At 63.0% G+C, this 14,175-nt stretch carries 12 protein-coding genes and 1 pseudogene; 7 read left to right on the top strand and 6 right to left on the bottom strand.

Annotated elements, in window-relative coordinates:
- Positions 1–46: 46 nt before the first annotated feature.
- Positions 47–829, bottom strand: coding sequence for a crotonase/enoyl-CoA hydratase family protein (locus V1471_RS00700; protein WP_434286338.1), 783 nt, complete (start codon positions 827–829; stop codon positions 47–49).
- 100 nt (positions 830–929) lie between these two features.
- On the opposite strand from V1471_RS00700, the gene V1471_RS00695 reads away from it, so the two are divergent.
- Entirely contained in the window at positions 930–2,033 is a 1,104-nt protein-coding gene (locus tag V1471_RS00695; RefSeq protein WP_434286337.1) for a pyridoxal phosphate-dependent aminotransferase, read from the top strand.
- 67 nt (positions 2,034–2,100) lie between these two features.
- Here the strand turns inward: V1471_RS00695 and V1471_RS00690 are convergent, their stop codons facing one another.
- Complete coding sequence (locus V1471_RS00690) at positions 2,101–3,300, bottom strand: pyridoxal-phosphate-dependent aminotransferase family protein (protein ID WP_434286336.1); 1,200 nt, start codon at positions 3,298–3,300, stop codon at positions 2,101–2,103.
- A 185-nt stretch (positions 3,301–3,485) separates the two neighbouring features.
- On the opposite strand from V1471_RS00690, the gene V1471_RS00685 reads away from it, so the two are divergent.
- Positions 3,486–4,190 carry a phosphatase domain-containing protein gene (locus V1471_RS00685; protein ID WP_434286335.1) on the top strand — a complete coding sequence of 235 codons (705 nt, stop codon included), beginning with the start codon at positions 3,486–3,488 and terminating at the stop codon, positions 4,188–4,190.
- On the top strand, positions 4,187–6,100 hold the full coding sequence (locus V1471_RS00680) for an ABC transporter ATP-binding protein (RefSeq protein ID WP_434286334.1): 1,914 nt from the start codon (positions 4,187–4,189) through the stop codon (positions 6,098–6,100). The genes V1471_RS00685 and V1471_RS00680 overlap by 4 nt, the downstream gene beginning before the upstream one ends.
- Here V1471_RS00680 and V1471_RS00675 read toward each other — a convergent pair.
- A pseudogene (locus V1471_RS00675) lies at positions 6,027–6,644 on the bottom strand (glycosyltransferase); the annotation flags it as partial. The gene V1471_RS00680 and the pseudogene V1471_RS00675 sit on opposite strands and share 74 nt — an antisense overlap.
- 87 nt (positions 6,645–6,731) lie before the next feature.
- Here V1471_RS00675 and V1471_RS00670 point away from each other — a divergent pair.
- Together V1471_RS00670 and V1471_RS00665 are read left to right on the top strand one after the other, a co-directional pair.
- Positions 6,732–7,469, top strand: a complete 738-nt coding sequence (locus V1471_RS00670) for a YgfZ/GcvT domain-containing protein (RefSeq protein ID WP_434286333.1) — start codon at positions 6,732–6,734, stop codon at positions 7,467–7,469.
- 129 nt (positions 7,470–7,598) lie between these two features.
- Positions 7,599–8,444, top strand: a complete 846-nt coding sequence (locus V1471_RS00665; RefSeq protein WP_434286332.1) for a 3-keto-5-aminohexanoate cleavage protein — start codon at positions 7,599–7,601, stop codon at positions 8,442–8,444.
- A gap of 177 nt (positions 8,445–8,621) precedes the next feature.
- Here V1471_RS00665 and efp read toward each other — a convergent pair whose 3' ends face one another.
- Positions 8,622–9,185, bottom strand: coding sequence for an elongation factor P (gene efp / locus V1471_RS00660; protein WP_434286331.1), 564 nt, complete (start codon positions 9,183–9,185; stop codon positions 8,622–8,624).
- 242 nt (positions 9,186–9,427) lie between these two features.
- On the opposite strand from efp, the gene V1471_RS00655 reads away from it, so the two are divergent.
- Both V1471_RS00655 and V1471_RS00650 read left to right on the top strand, forming a co-directional pair.
- Complete coding sequence (locus V1471_RS00655) at positions 9,428–9,748, top strand: DUF6280 family protein (protein ID WP_043868949.1); 321 nt, start codon at positions 9,428–9,430, stop codon at positions 9,746–9,748.
- Positions 9,749–9,921: 173 nt separating this feature from the next.
- Positions 9,922–11,373 carry a cobyric acid synthase gene (locus tag V1471_RS00650; protein ID WP_434286330.1) on the top strand — a complete coding sequence of 484 codons (1,452 nt, stop codon included), beginning with the start codon at positions 9,922–9,924 and terminating at the stop codon, positions 11,371–11,373.
- 22 nt (positions 11,374–11,395) lie between these two features.
- Here V1471_RS00650 and V1471_RS00645 read toward each other — a convergent pair whose 3' ends face one another.
- Together V1471_RS00645 and V1471_RS00640 are read right to left on the bottom strand one after the other, a co-directional pair.
- Positions 11,396–12,613, bottom strand: a complete 1,218-nt coding sequence (locus V1471_RS00645) for a hypothetical protein (RefSeq protein WP_434286328.1) — start codon at positions 12,611–12,613, stop codon at positions 11,396–11,398.
- A 152-nt stretch (positions 12,614–12,765) separates the two neighbouring features.
- Positions 12,766–14,145: a TolC family outer membrane protein gene (locus V1471_RS00640; RefSeq protein ID WP_434286327.1), complete on the bottom strand. Its 1,380-nt coding sequence runs from the start codon at positions 14,143–14,145 to the stop codon at positions 12,766–12,768.
- Between the last annotated feature and the right edge of the window lie 30 nt (positions 14,146–14,175).

Here is a 14,175-nt window from a genome sequence, read left to right as displayed (position 1 = left end):
TTTCAGCGGGCCTTTTGTTTTGAGTATTTAGGCCATCAGAAAACCATCAATCGTAAACCGGCGGGCGGCTTTGCATCTGGGCCATGACGGTTTCGATTTGATGCGGTGTGCCGATCAGTGCGCGTTGTTCGCGGCTTTCCTCCAGCAGGATATGCGCGCGGTCGTGTGAGGTTTCTGCCGTGGCGATCAACCGCTTGACGGCGCGCATGGCGGAGGGGCTTTTGTTTGCAATGATTTGGGCGATCTCCAGCGCGCGGGCGTGGGCATCCTCGGCGATCTCTGTGACGAGGCCAAACTCGGCGGCGCGCGCGGCGGACACGATCTCGTTCGTATAGGTCAACAGCCGCAGCACATCGGAGCGCAGCACGCGCGGGAACAGCACCATGCCGCCCATATCCGGCACGAGGCCCCATTTCATCTCCATGATTGAGAACTGCGCCTCGGGGCTTGCGATGCGGATGTCGGCGGCGATGGCGAGCTGCATCCCCGCGCCGAAACAGGGGCCGTGAATTGCGGCGATCACCGGGATCGGCAGATCGTAGAGCGCGAGCGAGAAGGCCTGAAACGCGTTGGCGTCGCCATGGGTGCGCTCCATCACCAGCGCGTCGAGGTCTTCGGTCAGGAAGCGTTGGAAATTCGCGGTGTCGAGCCCCGCGCAAAACGCTTTCCCCGCCCCGGACAACAGCACGACACGGGCGTCGGAGGCGGCAATCTCGGCCACGCGGGCGAGGAGATCGGCGATCAGCGTCTCGGTCACCGCGTTCATCTTGTCGGGGCGGTTCAGGGTCAGGTGGGCGATGTGGTTTTCGATGGTCAGCGTGACGGTCATGGCAGGTCCTCCTCAGACGAAACTAGCAGCGCGAAAATGCATGGTCAGGTCTGACGTTACGGCGCTTGCGCAGGCGTGTTCTTTGAGGCAGGAGAAGCGCATGACAGACACGCGCCTCACCTCCCTCGCCCAAAGCCTGCCCTCCACCGTGCCTTTCGTGGCGCCCGAACGCATGGAAGAGCTGCGCGGCGCGCGGTTCGAGGCCCGGCTTGGGGCCAATGAACTGTCCTTCGGCCCGTCGCTCAAGGCGCTTGCGGCCATGTCGGAGAGCCTGAGCGGCATCTGGAAATACGGCGAGCCGGAGAACCGCGATTTGCGGATTGCGATTGCCGCGCATCTTGGCATCGCACCCGAGGAGGTGACGGTTGGCGAGGGTATCGACGGTCTGCTCGGCAATCTGGTGCGGCTTTACGTTGGGCCGGGCGATGCGGTCGTCACCTCGGCGGGGTCCTATCCGACATTCAACTACCATGTGGCGGGGTTCGGCGGCGTGCTTCATACCGTGCCCTATAAAGGCGTGCATGAGGACCCGGAGGCCCTGATTGCCAAGGCTACAGAGGTCGGCGCGAAGCTCGTTTACTTGTCCAATCCGAACAATCCCATGGCCTCGGTCCATTCGACGCAGACGGTTCAGGCGATGATCGAGGCGGTGCCCGAGGGATGCCTGATGATCCTTGACGAGGCCTATACGGAATTCGCGCCGGAGGATACCCGCCCGGCGCTCGACACCTCCGACAAACGTGTGATCCGGTTTCGCACATTTTCAAAGGCTTATGGCATGGCAGGTGCGCGGATCGGTTATGGCATAGCGCATCGCGACATCGCCACGGCCTTTGACAAGATCCGCAACCATTTCGGTGTGAACCGGGTGGCGCAGGTCGGCGCTCTGGCAGCGCTGGCGGATCAGGACTATCTTGCCCAGACCCTTGAACGGGTCGCCGAAGGGCGTGCAGAACTTGCACGCATCGCACAAGCGAACGGTTTGACGCCCCTGCCCTCTGCGACCAATTTCGTCACCATGGACTGCGGTCGCGATGGGGACTATGCCCGTGCTTTGGTGAAAGCGCTCGATGCGCATGGGGTGTTCGTTCGGATGCCGGGGATGGCGCCGCTGGATCGGTGTATCCGGGTGTCCGTCGGCTTGCCTGAAGAGATCGCGGTATTTGCCGAACGTCTGCCTTTGGCACTGGCTGATCTGGGCTGACGCTTTCTGATCAAAGATAAAAAAAGGCGCCCAAGGGCGCCTTTGTCGTTTTGTCTCTCGCGCGAGATCAGGAGCGTTCGGCCAAAACCGTCGCCGCCGCGCGCGAGGCGCCTGTGCCGTGCGGAATTTGCAGCGCGGTAAAGGCGGTTTCCATCGCGCCGATGATGCCCAGCACCATATGCGCATTGATATGGCCCATGTGCCCGATGCGGAAATAGCCCGCGGCCTCGTCAGACCCGATCTCGCCGAAACCCAGCGAAATCCCCAAAGTGATGCCGAGATGTTCGGTCATCCATTCCCGGAGACGCGTACCGTCCGGCCCGCCGAGGCTGAGCGTCGTCACGGCATGCGAGCGATATTCCGGCTCCGCGATGTTGAAGCGCAGGTTGCCGCCCTGCCCCCAAGTATCGACCGCCGCCCAATAAGCGCGCGCCAGCGTCGCGTGACGCTCCCAGACATTTTCCAACCCCTCATCGAGGATCATATCGACCGCCTGACGCAGACCGTAGAGGTGATGGGTCGGCGGCGTGCCGTCGAAATACTCGTAGAGATGCACCGGCTTGGCGCGGGTTTCCCAGTCCCAATAGGGCGTGCGCAGATCGTTGCCCTGCCCGGCCACGCGGGCCTTCTCGGAAAACCAGACAAAGCCCATGCCCGGAGGGGTCATCAGGCCTTTTTGCGAGGCGGCAATCATCACGTCGACGCCCCAATTGTCCATCTCGAACCGGTCGCAGCCCAGAGAGGCGATGCAATCGACGGCGAAAACGGCCGGGTGACCGGCGGCGTCGATCGCTTTGCGCATGGCGGCGACATCGTTGCGCACGGAGGTGGCGGTGTCGACATGGACGGTCATCACCGCCTTGATCTTGTGATCTTTATCGGCGCGCAGAGCCTCTTCGAGACGGGCCGGATCGACGGGCGCGTGCTTGCCGAATTCGATGGTCTCGACATCGGCGCCGAGGCGACGGGCGACATCGGCCCAGCCATGGCCGAAATTGCCGGTGAGACAGACAAGGACCTTGTCGCCCCGGGAGATCATATTGGTGAGGGACGCTTCCCAGAGACCATGGCCGTTGGTGATATACATCGCCACATGTTCCTTGGTGCCCGCGATGGTCTTGAGATCGGGGACCAGACCATGGGTCAGCTCAACGAGTTCGCCGGTATAGATATTCGGCGCCGGGCGGTGCATCGCCTGCAACACCGGATCGGGGATCACGGAGGGACCGGGGATGGCGAGATAGTGGCGGCCGTTGGCAAGGGACATGGAAAACCTCAAAGTCAAAGAGAGGCCCAAGCGGTAACCTTCCCGCAGGCGCAGGTCAATGGCGCGGGCCGTCACATCGGGTGCGCGGCTTTGCAAGGTGGCACGGCTTCGCGCATGGCTTTGAGCCGCGCAAAGCCCGTCGCTTGCCCCATTGGTCAAAGAAAGCTAAAGAGGCGCGATCCATGATGAAACGGTCCCGTATGTTCAAGACGCTGAAAAAAGGGTTCAAGAAACTCGAACGGGCCGAGGTCGGCGCCTTTGGCAATGACATCTCGACACCGCGCACAAGGCGGCTGGCGATGTGGCATTTCCACCTGTTCGACCATGCGTTCCTGCGCGGGATCTGGACCAATCTCCATGAATTCGCGCCCGGTGCGTGGCGGTCGAACCAGCCGTCTCCGAAACGCATCGCGCGCTATGCGAAAATGGGGATCAAGACGATTCTGTCGCTTCGGGGCGACAAGGATGTGTCTTATACGCTTCTGGAACGCCAAGCCTGCGAAGAGCATGGCATTCGCCTTGTCATCACCAAGAAAGCGGGCGCGCGCACGGCGCTCAAGGCCGAGGATTATGTCGAACAGATCGACATTCTGGCCTCATTGGAGAAGCCCTTTCTGATCCATTGCAAATCCGGGGCTGACCGGGCGGGGATGGCGGCGGCGCTGTATCTTCTGCATTGCGAAGGCGCCTCGATCGAGGAGGCGAAAAAGATGCTGTCGCCGCGGTTCATGCATCTGAAGAGCACCAAGACCGGGGTTCTCGATTACATCCTCGGCATGTATGAAAAGGACGTCGAGGCCCATGGTCCGATCCCGATCCGCGAGTGGTTCCTGACCCGTTACGATCGCAAAGCCGCTCGAGAGTTCAAAACCTTCAGGTCCTTCCCATGAAACCCGCACAGCCTCACATTCCCGAAATCCCGTCGCTGAAGCTGATTTCCTGGCTGTGGCGGGGCTATCTCAAGCCCTATCTGGGCTATGTTTTCATTGCGGTCCTGCTGATGTCCACCGAAGGGGCGATGCTGGGTGCGTTGTCCTATCTGATCAAGCCGATGTTCGACAAGGTGCTGGTCGCCGGGCAATCGAGTGCGGTGCTCTGGGTGGCTCTGGCGGTGTTCGGCGTGTTCAGCCTGCGTGCGGTAGCCTCTTTCGGGCAGCGCGTGATCATGTCCCGTGTCGGGCAAAAGGTGGCCGCCGCCCTTCAGGGCGATCTCGTGGCGCATATGCTGACGCTCGACGGCAAGTTCTTTCAGGACAATTCGCCCGGCACGCTGATCGAGCGCACGCGGGGCGATTCCTCGGCGGCGGCGACCGTCTGGGGCACGATCCTGGCCGTGGTCGCCCGCGACATCATCTCGCTCGTGTCGCTGCTTGCCGTGGCGATCACAGTCGACTGGCGCTGGACCCTCATTGCGGTGGCGGGCACGCCGCTTCTGGCGGTGCCAGTGACCATGTTGCAAAAGCTCGTGCGGCGCACCACGCGGATCGCCCGGGTCGCCTCAGCACGGGTGTCGACCCGGCTCGACGAGATTTTCCACGGCGCCACGACGATCAAGCTCTCGGGCACGGAAAAGCGCGAAGCCGGTCGGTTCCACGACGAAATTTCCCAGATGGTCCGCGCCCAGATCAAATCCGAGGCCGGTCAGGCGGGCATTCCCGCGCTGATGGACCTCGTGGCGGGGCTCGGGTTCTTTGGCGTGCTGCTTTACGGCGGTCATCAGATCATCGAAGGCACCAAGACCGTGGGCGAATTCATGTCGTTCTTTACCGCCATGGCTTTGGTGTTCGAACCGCTCCGTCGGCTGGGCAACGTCTCCGGCGTTTGGCAGGCGGCGCGCGCGTCCCTTGAGCGCATCTATGCGATTTTCGAGGAGCGCCCGGAGATCACCTCCCCCGCGCAGCCCACCGCCCTGCCGGTGCCGCCGTCGCGTGCCGATATCCGGTTCGAGAATGTCGAATTCGCCTATGCCGACAGCCCGGTGCTGCGCGGCACCACCTTCACGGCGGAGGCGGGCAAGACCACGGCGCTCGTGGGTGCCTCGGGCGCGGGCAAATCCACGGTGTTCAACCTGATGACCCGGCTCGCCGATCCGGTGACCGGCAAGATCACCATCGGCGGCGTGCCCACAACCGCGCTCGATCTGAAGACCCTGCGCGGGCTGTATTCGGTGGTCTCGCAGGACGCGCTTTTGTTCGACGAGAGCCTGCGCGACAACGTGCTGATGGGGGCGGAGGCCGATGAGGCGAAGCTCAAGGCCGCGCTGACCACCGCCCATGTCGCCGACTTTGCCGAACGGCTCGATCACGGGCTCGACACCCCGGTGGGACCGCGCGGCTCCGGGCTTTCGGGCGGGCAACGCCAGCGGGTGGCGATCGCCCGCGCCGTGTTGCGCGACCGTCCGGTTCTGCTTTTGGACGAGGCGACTTCGGCGCTCGATGCGCAATCCGAGAAGATCGTGCAGCAAGCGCTTGAGAAGCTGTCGGAGGGGCGCACCACATTGGTGATCGCGCACCGGCTTTCGACCATCAAGAATGCCGACAAGATCGTGGTGATGGACAAGGGCCGCGTGGTGGACGAAGGCACGCATGAGGAATTGCTGGCGCGTGGCGGGCTTTATGCCGATCTTTACCGGCTGCAATATTCCGACGGGCGCACGGTCATCGACGGTAGCCCCGTGAAAGCGTCGCGGGGTCGGCCCCGAGGCGAAAACGGAGAAGACGGAAAAGGTTCCGGGCTCCTTGGCGCCACCAGCCGGATGTTCGGTAACGTGATGGGTCTGTTCGGACGCGCAAAGGACTGAGCACGATTTTGCCCTTGAGGCGACGGGCGAGATCGACGTCCTCCATCAGGGGCATATCCCCGTAACCCCCGATCTCGTCGTAAAGCTCGCGGGAAATCAGCAAAGCCTGATCGCCATAGGGCAGATCGAAGAGCCTCGTGCGCAGGTTGGCCCAGCCCGCCGTCATCTTCGGCCAAAAGCCTTTGACGTCACGAAACGACAGCGAAAACACCAGCGCCTTGTCGTAGGATTTCGCCAGATGCTGCACCACCGCCTCGGCCCAGCCTTCGGGCATCCATGTGTCCGCATGCAGCACCAAAAGCCAGTCCCCCTCGGCCCGCTCCGCCCCACGCCTGAGCTGCCCGCCCCGCCCGGCCCCGCCAATCACAAGCTCGGCCCCGACGAAATCGGCCATCTTCTCCAGCCCGTCCGTCGATCCGCCATCCGTCAGGATCAAGTCGCGCACCAACCCGGCGTCCAGCCCCTCCATCAGGGACAGCATCGTCTCGCGCAGCTGCGGCGTGGCGTTCAGGGTCGGGATAATCACGGAAATCGGCGCGCGCATAGGGGGTCCGGCAAGGTTGCAGCTTTTCGTTTGCTTCCCCCTTCCTATATGAAGAGACACAAGGCGAGAAAGTGCAGGGGCGACACAGTGGCGACGGAAAACGACAGGAAAGTCATTGAAATCACCGGCGAAGACCGGCTGCATTTCCTTCAGGGGCTGATCACCAACGATGTGAAGCGGCTTGAGGACGGCGCGGTTTATGCGGCCCTTCTGACGCCGCAGGGCAAATTCATCGTCGATTTCTTTTTGGTGCCCGAAGGCGAGGCGATCCTGATGGACGTGCCCGCCTCCCAAGCCGAGATGCTTATGAAACGGCTCACCATGTACAAACTGCGCGCCAAGGTGGCGCTTGCGCTGACGGATCGCCCGGTGTCGCGGGGTCCCGGCCCTGCCCCCGAAGGCGCGTTTCAGGACCCGCGCGCCCCGGAAATGGGCTGGCGCGCCTATGACGGGCGGCCTTCGGTCGAGGCCGATTGGGACGCGATCCGTGTGGCCGCCTGCATCCCCGAATTCGGCGCGGAACTGACGCCCGATACGTTCATCTTGGAGGCCGGGTTCGAGCGGCTGCACGGCGTGGATTTCCGCAAAGGCTGTTATGTCGGTCAAGAGGTCACCGCCCGAATGAAGCACAAGACCGAGCTGCGCAAGGGGCTCACGACCGTCGGGATCGAAGGCCACGCGCCTGTCGGCACGGAGATCGTCACCGAGGACGGCAAGACCGCCGGCACGCTTTTCACCCAGTCGGGCGGGCGCGCAATCGCCTATCTGCGGTTCGACCGGGCCAAGGGCGTGCTCAAGGCCGGTGATGCCACGCTCACCGTTTAACTGAATCGAAAACTCTTTTCTGTTCAATCCGCTCAGGCGGCGGCATGATACCCTCATCCGCCGTTTGGGAGGCGATTTGCAGGCCGCCGTATTCTTGCGGGGCCGTCATATGGAAAGGAAGAGGCGATCATGAGCGATGTCGCGGGCAAACCCTGTATCATTTGTGTGGCGATCACCGGCTCGCTGCCCACGAAGGCGGACAACCCCGCCGTGCCGATCACCATCACGGAACAGATCGAAAGCACGCACGCGGCCTATGAGGCCGGAGCCAGCATCGCGCATTGCCATGTCCGTGACGACGAAGGCAAACCGACCTCCGATCCGGAGCGGTTTGCGCGGCTGATGGAGGGCATTCAGCTCCATTGCCCCGGCATGATCGTGCAACTCTCCACCGGCGGGCGCTCCGGCGCCGGTCAGGCGCGCGGCGGCATGTTGCATCTGCGCCCGCCGATGGCGTCGCTCTCGGTCGGGTCGAACAACTTCCCGACCCGCGTCTATGAGAACCCGCCGGACCTCGTCGACTGGCTCGCCTCCGAGATGAAAACCTATGGTGTGAAGCCGGAGATCGAGGCTTTCGATCTGTCGCATATCTACAAGGCGCATGAGATGATGGAACGCGCCCAGATCGGGGCGCGGCCCTATGTGCAATTCGTCATGGGCGTCAAAAACGCCATGCCCGCCGAGAAACGCGTGTTCGATTTCTACGTCGAGACGGTGAAATACCTGTTTGGCGACGATATTCCGTGGTGCGCCGCCGGGATCGGTCGGCATCAGCGCGAGCTCAACGACTGGGCGGCGGCGGCGGGCGGGCATCTGCGCACCGGGCTTGAGGACAACATCCGCCTCGACAAAACCACGCTCGCGCCCTCGAACGCCGCTTTGGTGGAACTGGCCGTGAATGCCGCGCAGCGCTACGGGCGCCCGATCGCCACGCCGTCTCAGGCGCGCAAGATCCTCGGGTTGCGCGCGGGCTGATCGCCTCTCAGCGCCCATGAACAAAGCCGCCCCCGAGGGAGCGGCTTTGCTTTTCAACTCTATTGAAACCTTTGGAGCGTTATGCCCGCTCCGAATATTCCGTCGCACCAAAGGTGCGCATCGGAGCGTTATGCACGCTCCGAGTATTCCGTCGCACCAAAGGTGCGCTCCGGAGCGTTATGCACGCTCCGAATATTCCATCGTCTCGGTGTTCACGACGATGTCCTCGTCGGTGCCGACAAACGGCGGGACCATGACGCGCACGCCATTGTCGAGGATCGCCGGTTTGAACGAGTTCGCCGCCGTCTGACCTTTGACGACCGGTTCGGTGTCGACGATCTTGCAAATGACTTTTTGCGGCAGGGTGGCGTTCAGCGCCTCGGCATCGTGGAATTCCACGACGATGGTCATGCCGTCCTGAAGGAAGGGGCGACGTTCGCCGAGGATGTCGGCCGGGATCGTGACCTGTTCGTAGGTCTCGGTGTCCATGATGTGCAAAAGCTCGTCGCTCTCGTAGAGGAACTGCATGTCTTTCTGCTCAAGACGCACGCGCTCGACCTTGTCGGCGGAGCGGAAACGTTCGTTGAGTTTGCGACCATCGCGCAGGTTCTTCAGCTCGACCTGAGCGAAGGCACCGCCCTTGCCGGGCTTGACGTGATCGACTTTCACAGCGGCCCAGAGGCCCCCGTCATGCTCCAGCACGTTGCCGGGGCGGATTTCGTTACCGTTGATTTTGGGCATTTGACTATACGCGATTGGTTGAAGATGGATCAGCGCACCCTATATCTGGCGAGTCGCTGGCTGACAAGCATGCTGACACGTGGCGCGATAGGAGGCGGAGATTTCGGTGCAGGTGACGGACCAGCACTCACCATGCCGTGAACGCATAGGAGATATGCAAATCAGACGTACCCGAATCGACACAAACCTGTCATAAGGCGCTGCACGCCAGAAAGACAAGAGCAATAAAACAAGGAAAAACCATGGCTGAGTTCGTGGATGGCACCGCATTCAATTACGAGCAAGGACAACGCGCCCGCAAGCTGTTTGCTGCGGTTGTGCTGGCTGCGCTCGATGATGCGATTGCCGATGACAAGAAATATGGCAACGGCCCGGAACAGATCGCCCGCTGGGCGCGGTCTCGCGATGGCCGTGAGGTTCTGTCCTGTGCCGGTATCGACCCGTGTGAGCGCGTCGTTTCCGGTCTGATGGAATTCGTCTCCAAAGGCATCCGTACCTCCGTCGCGCTATCGCGCGAGGAAAGCGAACGCCGTCACGCCCAGGAGGCTGCGGAAGCCGCATAAGCGCCGCCGTTTCTGCCATTTTGAAGAAGACGCGCCATGCTGCTCGCTGGCGCGTCTTTTCTTTTGCCGTTTTGTTTTGCTGCCGCGGCATGAGTATTTGTGCCATCAGAAAACCCTTCCCTCTTCAAGGCCGCTTCACTACTCAGGACGCGCGGCAGAAAAGAGAGGACGGCATGGCCAAGGCGATCATGATCCAGGGGGCGGGCTCGAATGTCGGGAAATCCATGCTTGTGGCAGGGATTGCGCGCGCCTTCACCCGACGTGGTCTCAAGGTCGCACCGTTCAAACCGCAGAACATGTCGAACAATGCCGCGGTGACCGCAGACGGCGGCGAGATCGGCCGGGCGCAAGCGCTTCAGGCGCGGGCCTGTGAATTGCGGCCACATACGGATATGAACCCGGTCCTGCTGAAACCCGAAACCGATCAGGGCGCGCAGGTGATTGTGCAAGGGCAACGCGTCGGCACGCTCAAGGCGCGCGATTACGGCAAGGAAAAGCCCAATCTCATGCCGAAAGTGCTCGAAAGCTTCCACCGGCTGGCCTCCGGTGTCGATCTCATGGTGATCGAAGGCGCGGGCAGCCCGGCGGAGATCAACCTGCGCCGGGGCGACATTGCCAATATGGGCTTTGCCGAGGCGGCGGGCGTGCCGGTCGTCTTGGTCGGCGACATCGACCGGGGTGGCGTGATCGCGCAACTGGTCGGAACCCATGCGGTGTTGCCGCCGGAGGACCGCGACCGGATCAAAGCGTTTGCCGTCAACAAATTCCGCGGCGATGTGAGCCTGTTTGCCGAAGGGTCGAAAGAGATTGCCCGGCGCACCGGCTGGGTCGATCTCGGTACGGTGCCGTGGTTTCAGGACGCCCATCGCCTGCCTGCCGAGGATGTGATGGACATCGCCTCACGCGGCGACGGGCGGGTGAAAATCGCCGTGCCGAAACTTTCGCGGATTGCCAACTTCGACGATCTCGACCCGCTGGCCGCCGAGCCGGATGTGACGGTGGAGATTGTCGAGCCGGGGCGCGCGCTTCCGGGCGATGCCGATCTCGTGCTGATCCCGGGGACGAAATCGACCATCGGCGATCTGAAATTTTTCCGCGATCAGGGCTGGGACATCGACCTCGCGGCGCATCTGCGGCGTGGCGGCCATGTTTTGGGGATTTGCGGCGGATATCAGATGCTTGGGCAGTGGATCGACGATCCCGAAGGCATCGAGGGGCACCCCGGTCGGCACGCGGCGCTTGGGCTTCTGGAGGTCGGCACCCGGATGCAGGGCGACAAGCGGCTGGCGGAGGTGACGGCGACCGATCTGGCGTCCGGCGCCGAGGTCAGGGCCTATGAGATCCACATCGGGCGCACGGACGGGGCGGATATGAAACGCGCCTGGCTCACGCTCGAAGGCCGACCCGAGGGGGCGCAAAGCCCGGACGGGCGGGTGCGCGGCTGTTACCTGCACGGGCTGTTCAGCTCGGATGCGTTCCGTGCGGCGTATCTCGAACGCTTCGGCCTCTCGGGGGGAATGACGGATTTCGACGCAGGGGTCGAGGAGACGCTCGACCGCCTCGCAGATCATCTCGAAGCCCATCTGGACCTCGATGCGCTTTACGCTTTGGCGCAAGAGGTCTGAACGCGCCCGAACTTATTCGAACTTATTCGAACTCGCGCAGGGTGAGCGCGCGTTGCACCTCGCGGCGCACGAGACGGCGAACATTGGCGGTGATACGCTGGCCCAGCTCACCCTGTAGCTCTTCGCGGATGACCTGCGCCACGAGATCACGCAGCGCCTCCTCATCCATGATATCCTCATCGGCATAGCCCGCGAGCGCCAGCTCTTCCTCGAGGCTGGGATCGGGATCGTGCGCCACTTCCGGCGCGGCTCCGAGATCTTCGACCTCCGGGGTCTGGGCTTCCGGGGCTGGCATCTCAAGGGGTTCGGGCGTGTCCCCGGCCTGCGGCGCAGGGGTTTCCTCGATCACCTCGGCATCGGCGATGGCATCGCCGATCTCATCGGACAGCGGTTTCGTCTCTTCGCTCTGGCTCATCGCAGCGTCATCCTTGTCCCCCGACCACGCATCCGCCGACATATCCTGTGCCTGATCCTCAGCGACCGGTTCGTCGGAAACCTGTTCATCGCGGAAATGATCCATGCCCTGAGCGTCCGCAAGCGGTGCCGCCTCACGGGCGCGGAAATGCAGAACCCGCGCGCCGGGTTCGATGAAACCGCGGGGCATTTCGCGCGGGATCTCCGCGTCGAGATCCTCCGACCCGTCGGGTTCCCAGTCGAGCCCCTGCGCGCCCACGGCGGCCTCGAGCTCGGCAATGCGTTGTTCGAGCGTCAGACGCGCGACATGGCGGGCGGCCTCCGCGTCGGGGGTGTCATCCAGCGCCTCGGCCCAGTCGGCCTCCGCCGTCTCTGCGGCTGCGGTCATCGCCCGCGCTTCCGCCTGCACCTCTTCGGCGATGAGGGTTTCGAGCGTCGGGTTTTCCGCGCCCTCAATCCCGGTCTGCTGCGTCGCGACCTCATCCGGCAGATGCACCGCGAGATCGGGCGACAGGATCAACGGCTCCACAGCCCCCTCTTCGGCGGTCGCCGCGTCTGGAAGCGGCTCCAGAACGAGGGGGGCCTGAGCCACCGGTTCGGGCGCGGCGCTCTGGCGCACGCGGAAATCGGGGGTGAGCACCAGCGCTTCCGCCGCAGGCTCGGAGTGAGGCTTTACTGCGGCCGTTTCCCGAACATCCATGGACGGCACAGCGGCTGTCACTGGCGCAGACACCGGCACGGGCCGATGACCATGGGTCTCCGCCACAAGCCGACGGATCGAGGCAAGGACCTCATCCGCTTCGGTATTTGTCATCGCATCGGACATGCCGACTCCTGCCCCGTCTTACCTACCCTCAATGGTAGCCAGCTTCGCGCAGACACACAATAGATCGTTAAAACGCCATGCGTTTCCATGGCCCCAAACATGCAAAAACCCCGCGCGATCTCCGCACGGGGTTCGAAGGCATGGGGCCGCGCTTACTGACCTTGCTGTTTCATAAGCCCTTGCAGCACGCGGTCGAGTTTTTCACCCTGCGGGCTAACGTAACGCGTCGGCGCATTTTTCACCGCGTTGTAATAGGCCGCCGGATCGTAGACCGGCACGTTCAGCTTGAGCTGTTCGACGGTCAGCATGCCGAGAGATTGCAGCACGGAATAGACCTGGGTCTCGCGGGCGATGCGGGCCTGAATGGCGGCGACCTGCGCGTCGAGCAGATCCTGTTCGGCGCTCAGCACATCGAGCGTGGTGGAGGCGCCGAGATCGGCCTCTTCCTTGACCCCGTCATAGGCAACGCGTTGGGCTTGGACATAGGCGTTCGACGCCTCTTCGGAGGCGGCATAGACCGAGATCATCGCCCAGTTGGTGCGCACGCCCTGCTCCACTTCGCGGGTGGTTTGCAGCAACTCGGCGCGGGCCGCGTCGCGATCGGCGATGGCACCGCGCACGGCAGAGGCGACGGCCCCGCCGGAATAGATCACACCGGAGATGCCGACGCCCACCGAGGTGGTGTCATTGTCGAAATCGTCGGCATAGCTTTGCGTCACATCGGCGGAGACGGTCGGCAACATGTTGCGCTCGGCGATGGTCACGGCAAGATCCTGTGCCGCCGCCTGGTGTTGCAGCGCGATGATCCCCGGGTGACGCTGTTTCGCCGTGGTCACGGCAGTCTCGAGCGAGGAGACCGGCAGTTTGATGGTCGGCGGGGTCGAAAGCGACTGCGGGTAATGCCCCACGGCAACCTTGTAAGTCTCGCGCGCAGCCGACAACGTCCCTTGCGCGGAGGCCAGATCGGCGCGCACGGAAGCGAGCTGCGCCTCGTATTGCGCCACTTCGGTGCGGGTGATTTCGCCCACGTCGAAGCGGTCCTGCGCGGCCTTGAGGTTCTGTTGATTCAGACGCACCGCACTTTGTTGCAGGTTCAGTAGCGCCTGCGCCTCGCGCACGCCCATATAGGCGTCGACCGCATCGGCCAGCACTTCCTGCTCGACATTGACCAGAGAGGCCCGGGTCGCAAGAACGACTTCTTTCTGAACATCCATCGACAGCTTGTTGCGCCCGAAGGTGTAGACGTCCATGGACGCCACGAAGGCGAGCGTATCGCTCCAGTCGCTCCAGGCACCGGTCAGATAGCTTTTGGATTTGCCGATCTCGTAGGAATAGGACAGCGTCGGGCGCAGATCGGACAGCGCCGAGGCCACACCTTCGTCGGCGGCACGCAATGTGGCGCGGTTCTGTTCCAGAAGTCCTGAAGTCTTGTAGGCCGAGGCCAGCGCATCGCCGAGCGTTTCCGCCCAGGACGCCACCGGCCCTGCCATGATGCCCAACGCCGCAACACCGGCGAAAAGGGTCTTTTTCAATTGTCTGCTCATGCTCATTGGCCTCTGCCC

Origin of the sequence: Celeribacter sp. SCSIO 80788 (assembly GCF_051054295.1) — a bacterium.
Lineage (GTDB): Bacteria > Pseudomonadota > Alphaproteobacteria > Rhodobacterales > Rhodobacteraceae > Celeribacter.
Note: the sequence above shows the minus strand (reverse complement) of the source record. Positions and strands in the feature narration are given on the sequence as shown.

Coding starts and splice junctions, on each gene's coding strand:
- V1471_RS00700 (WP_434286338.1), bottom strand. CDS start 829: ATGACCGTCACGCTGACCATCGAAAACCACATCGCCCACCTGACCCTG.
- V1471_RS00655 (WP_043868949.1), top strand. CDS start 9,428: ATGGCTGAGTTCGTGGATGGCACCGCATTCAATTACGAGCAAGGACAA.
- V1471_RS00690 (WP_434286336.1), bottom strand. CDS start 3,300: ATGTCCCTTGCCAACGGCCGCCACTATCTCGCCATCCCCGGTCCCTCC.
- V1471_RS00695 (WP_434286337.1), top strand. CDS start 930: ATGACAGACACGCGCCTCACCTCCCTCGCCCAAAGCCTGCCCTCCACC.
- V1471_RS00680 (WP_434286334.1), top strand. CDS start 4,187: ATGAAACCCGCACAGCCTCACATTCCCGAAATCCCGTCGCTGAAGCTG.
- V1471_RS00665 (WP_434286332.1), top strand. CDS start 7,599: ATGAGCGATGTCGCGGGCAAACCCTGTATCATTTGTGTGGCGATCACC.
- efp (WP_434286331.1), bottom strand. CDS start 9,185: ATGCCCAAAATCAACGGTAACGAAATCCGCCCCGGCAACGTGCTGGAG.
- V1471_RS00685 (WP_434286335.1), top strand. CDS start 3,486: ATGAAACGGTCCCGTATGTTCAAGACGCTGAAAAAAGGGTTCAAGAAA.
- V1471_RS00645 (WP_434286328.1), bottom strand. CDS start 12,613: ATGTCCGATGCGATGACAAATACCGAAGCGGATGAGGTCCTTGCCTCG.
- V1471_RS00650 (WP_434286330.1), top strand. CDS start 9,922: ATGGCCAAGGCGATCATGATCCAGGGGGCGGGCTCGAATGTCGGGAAA.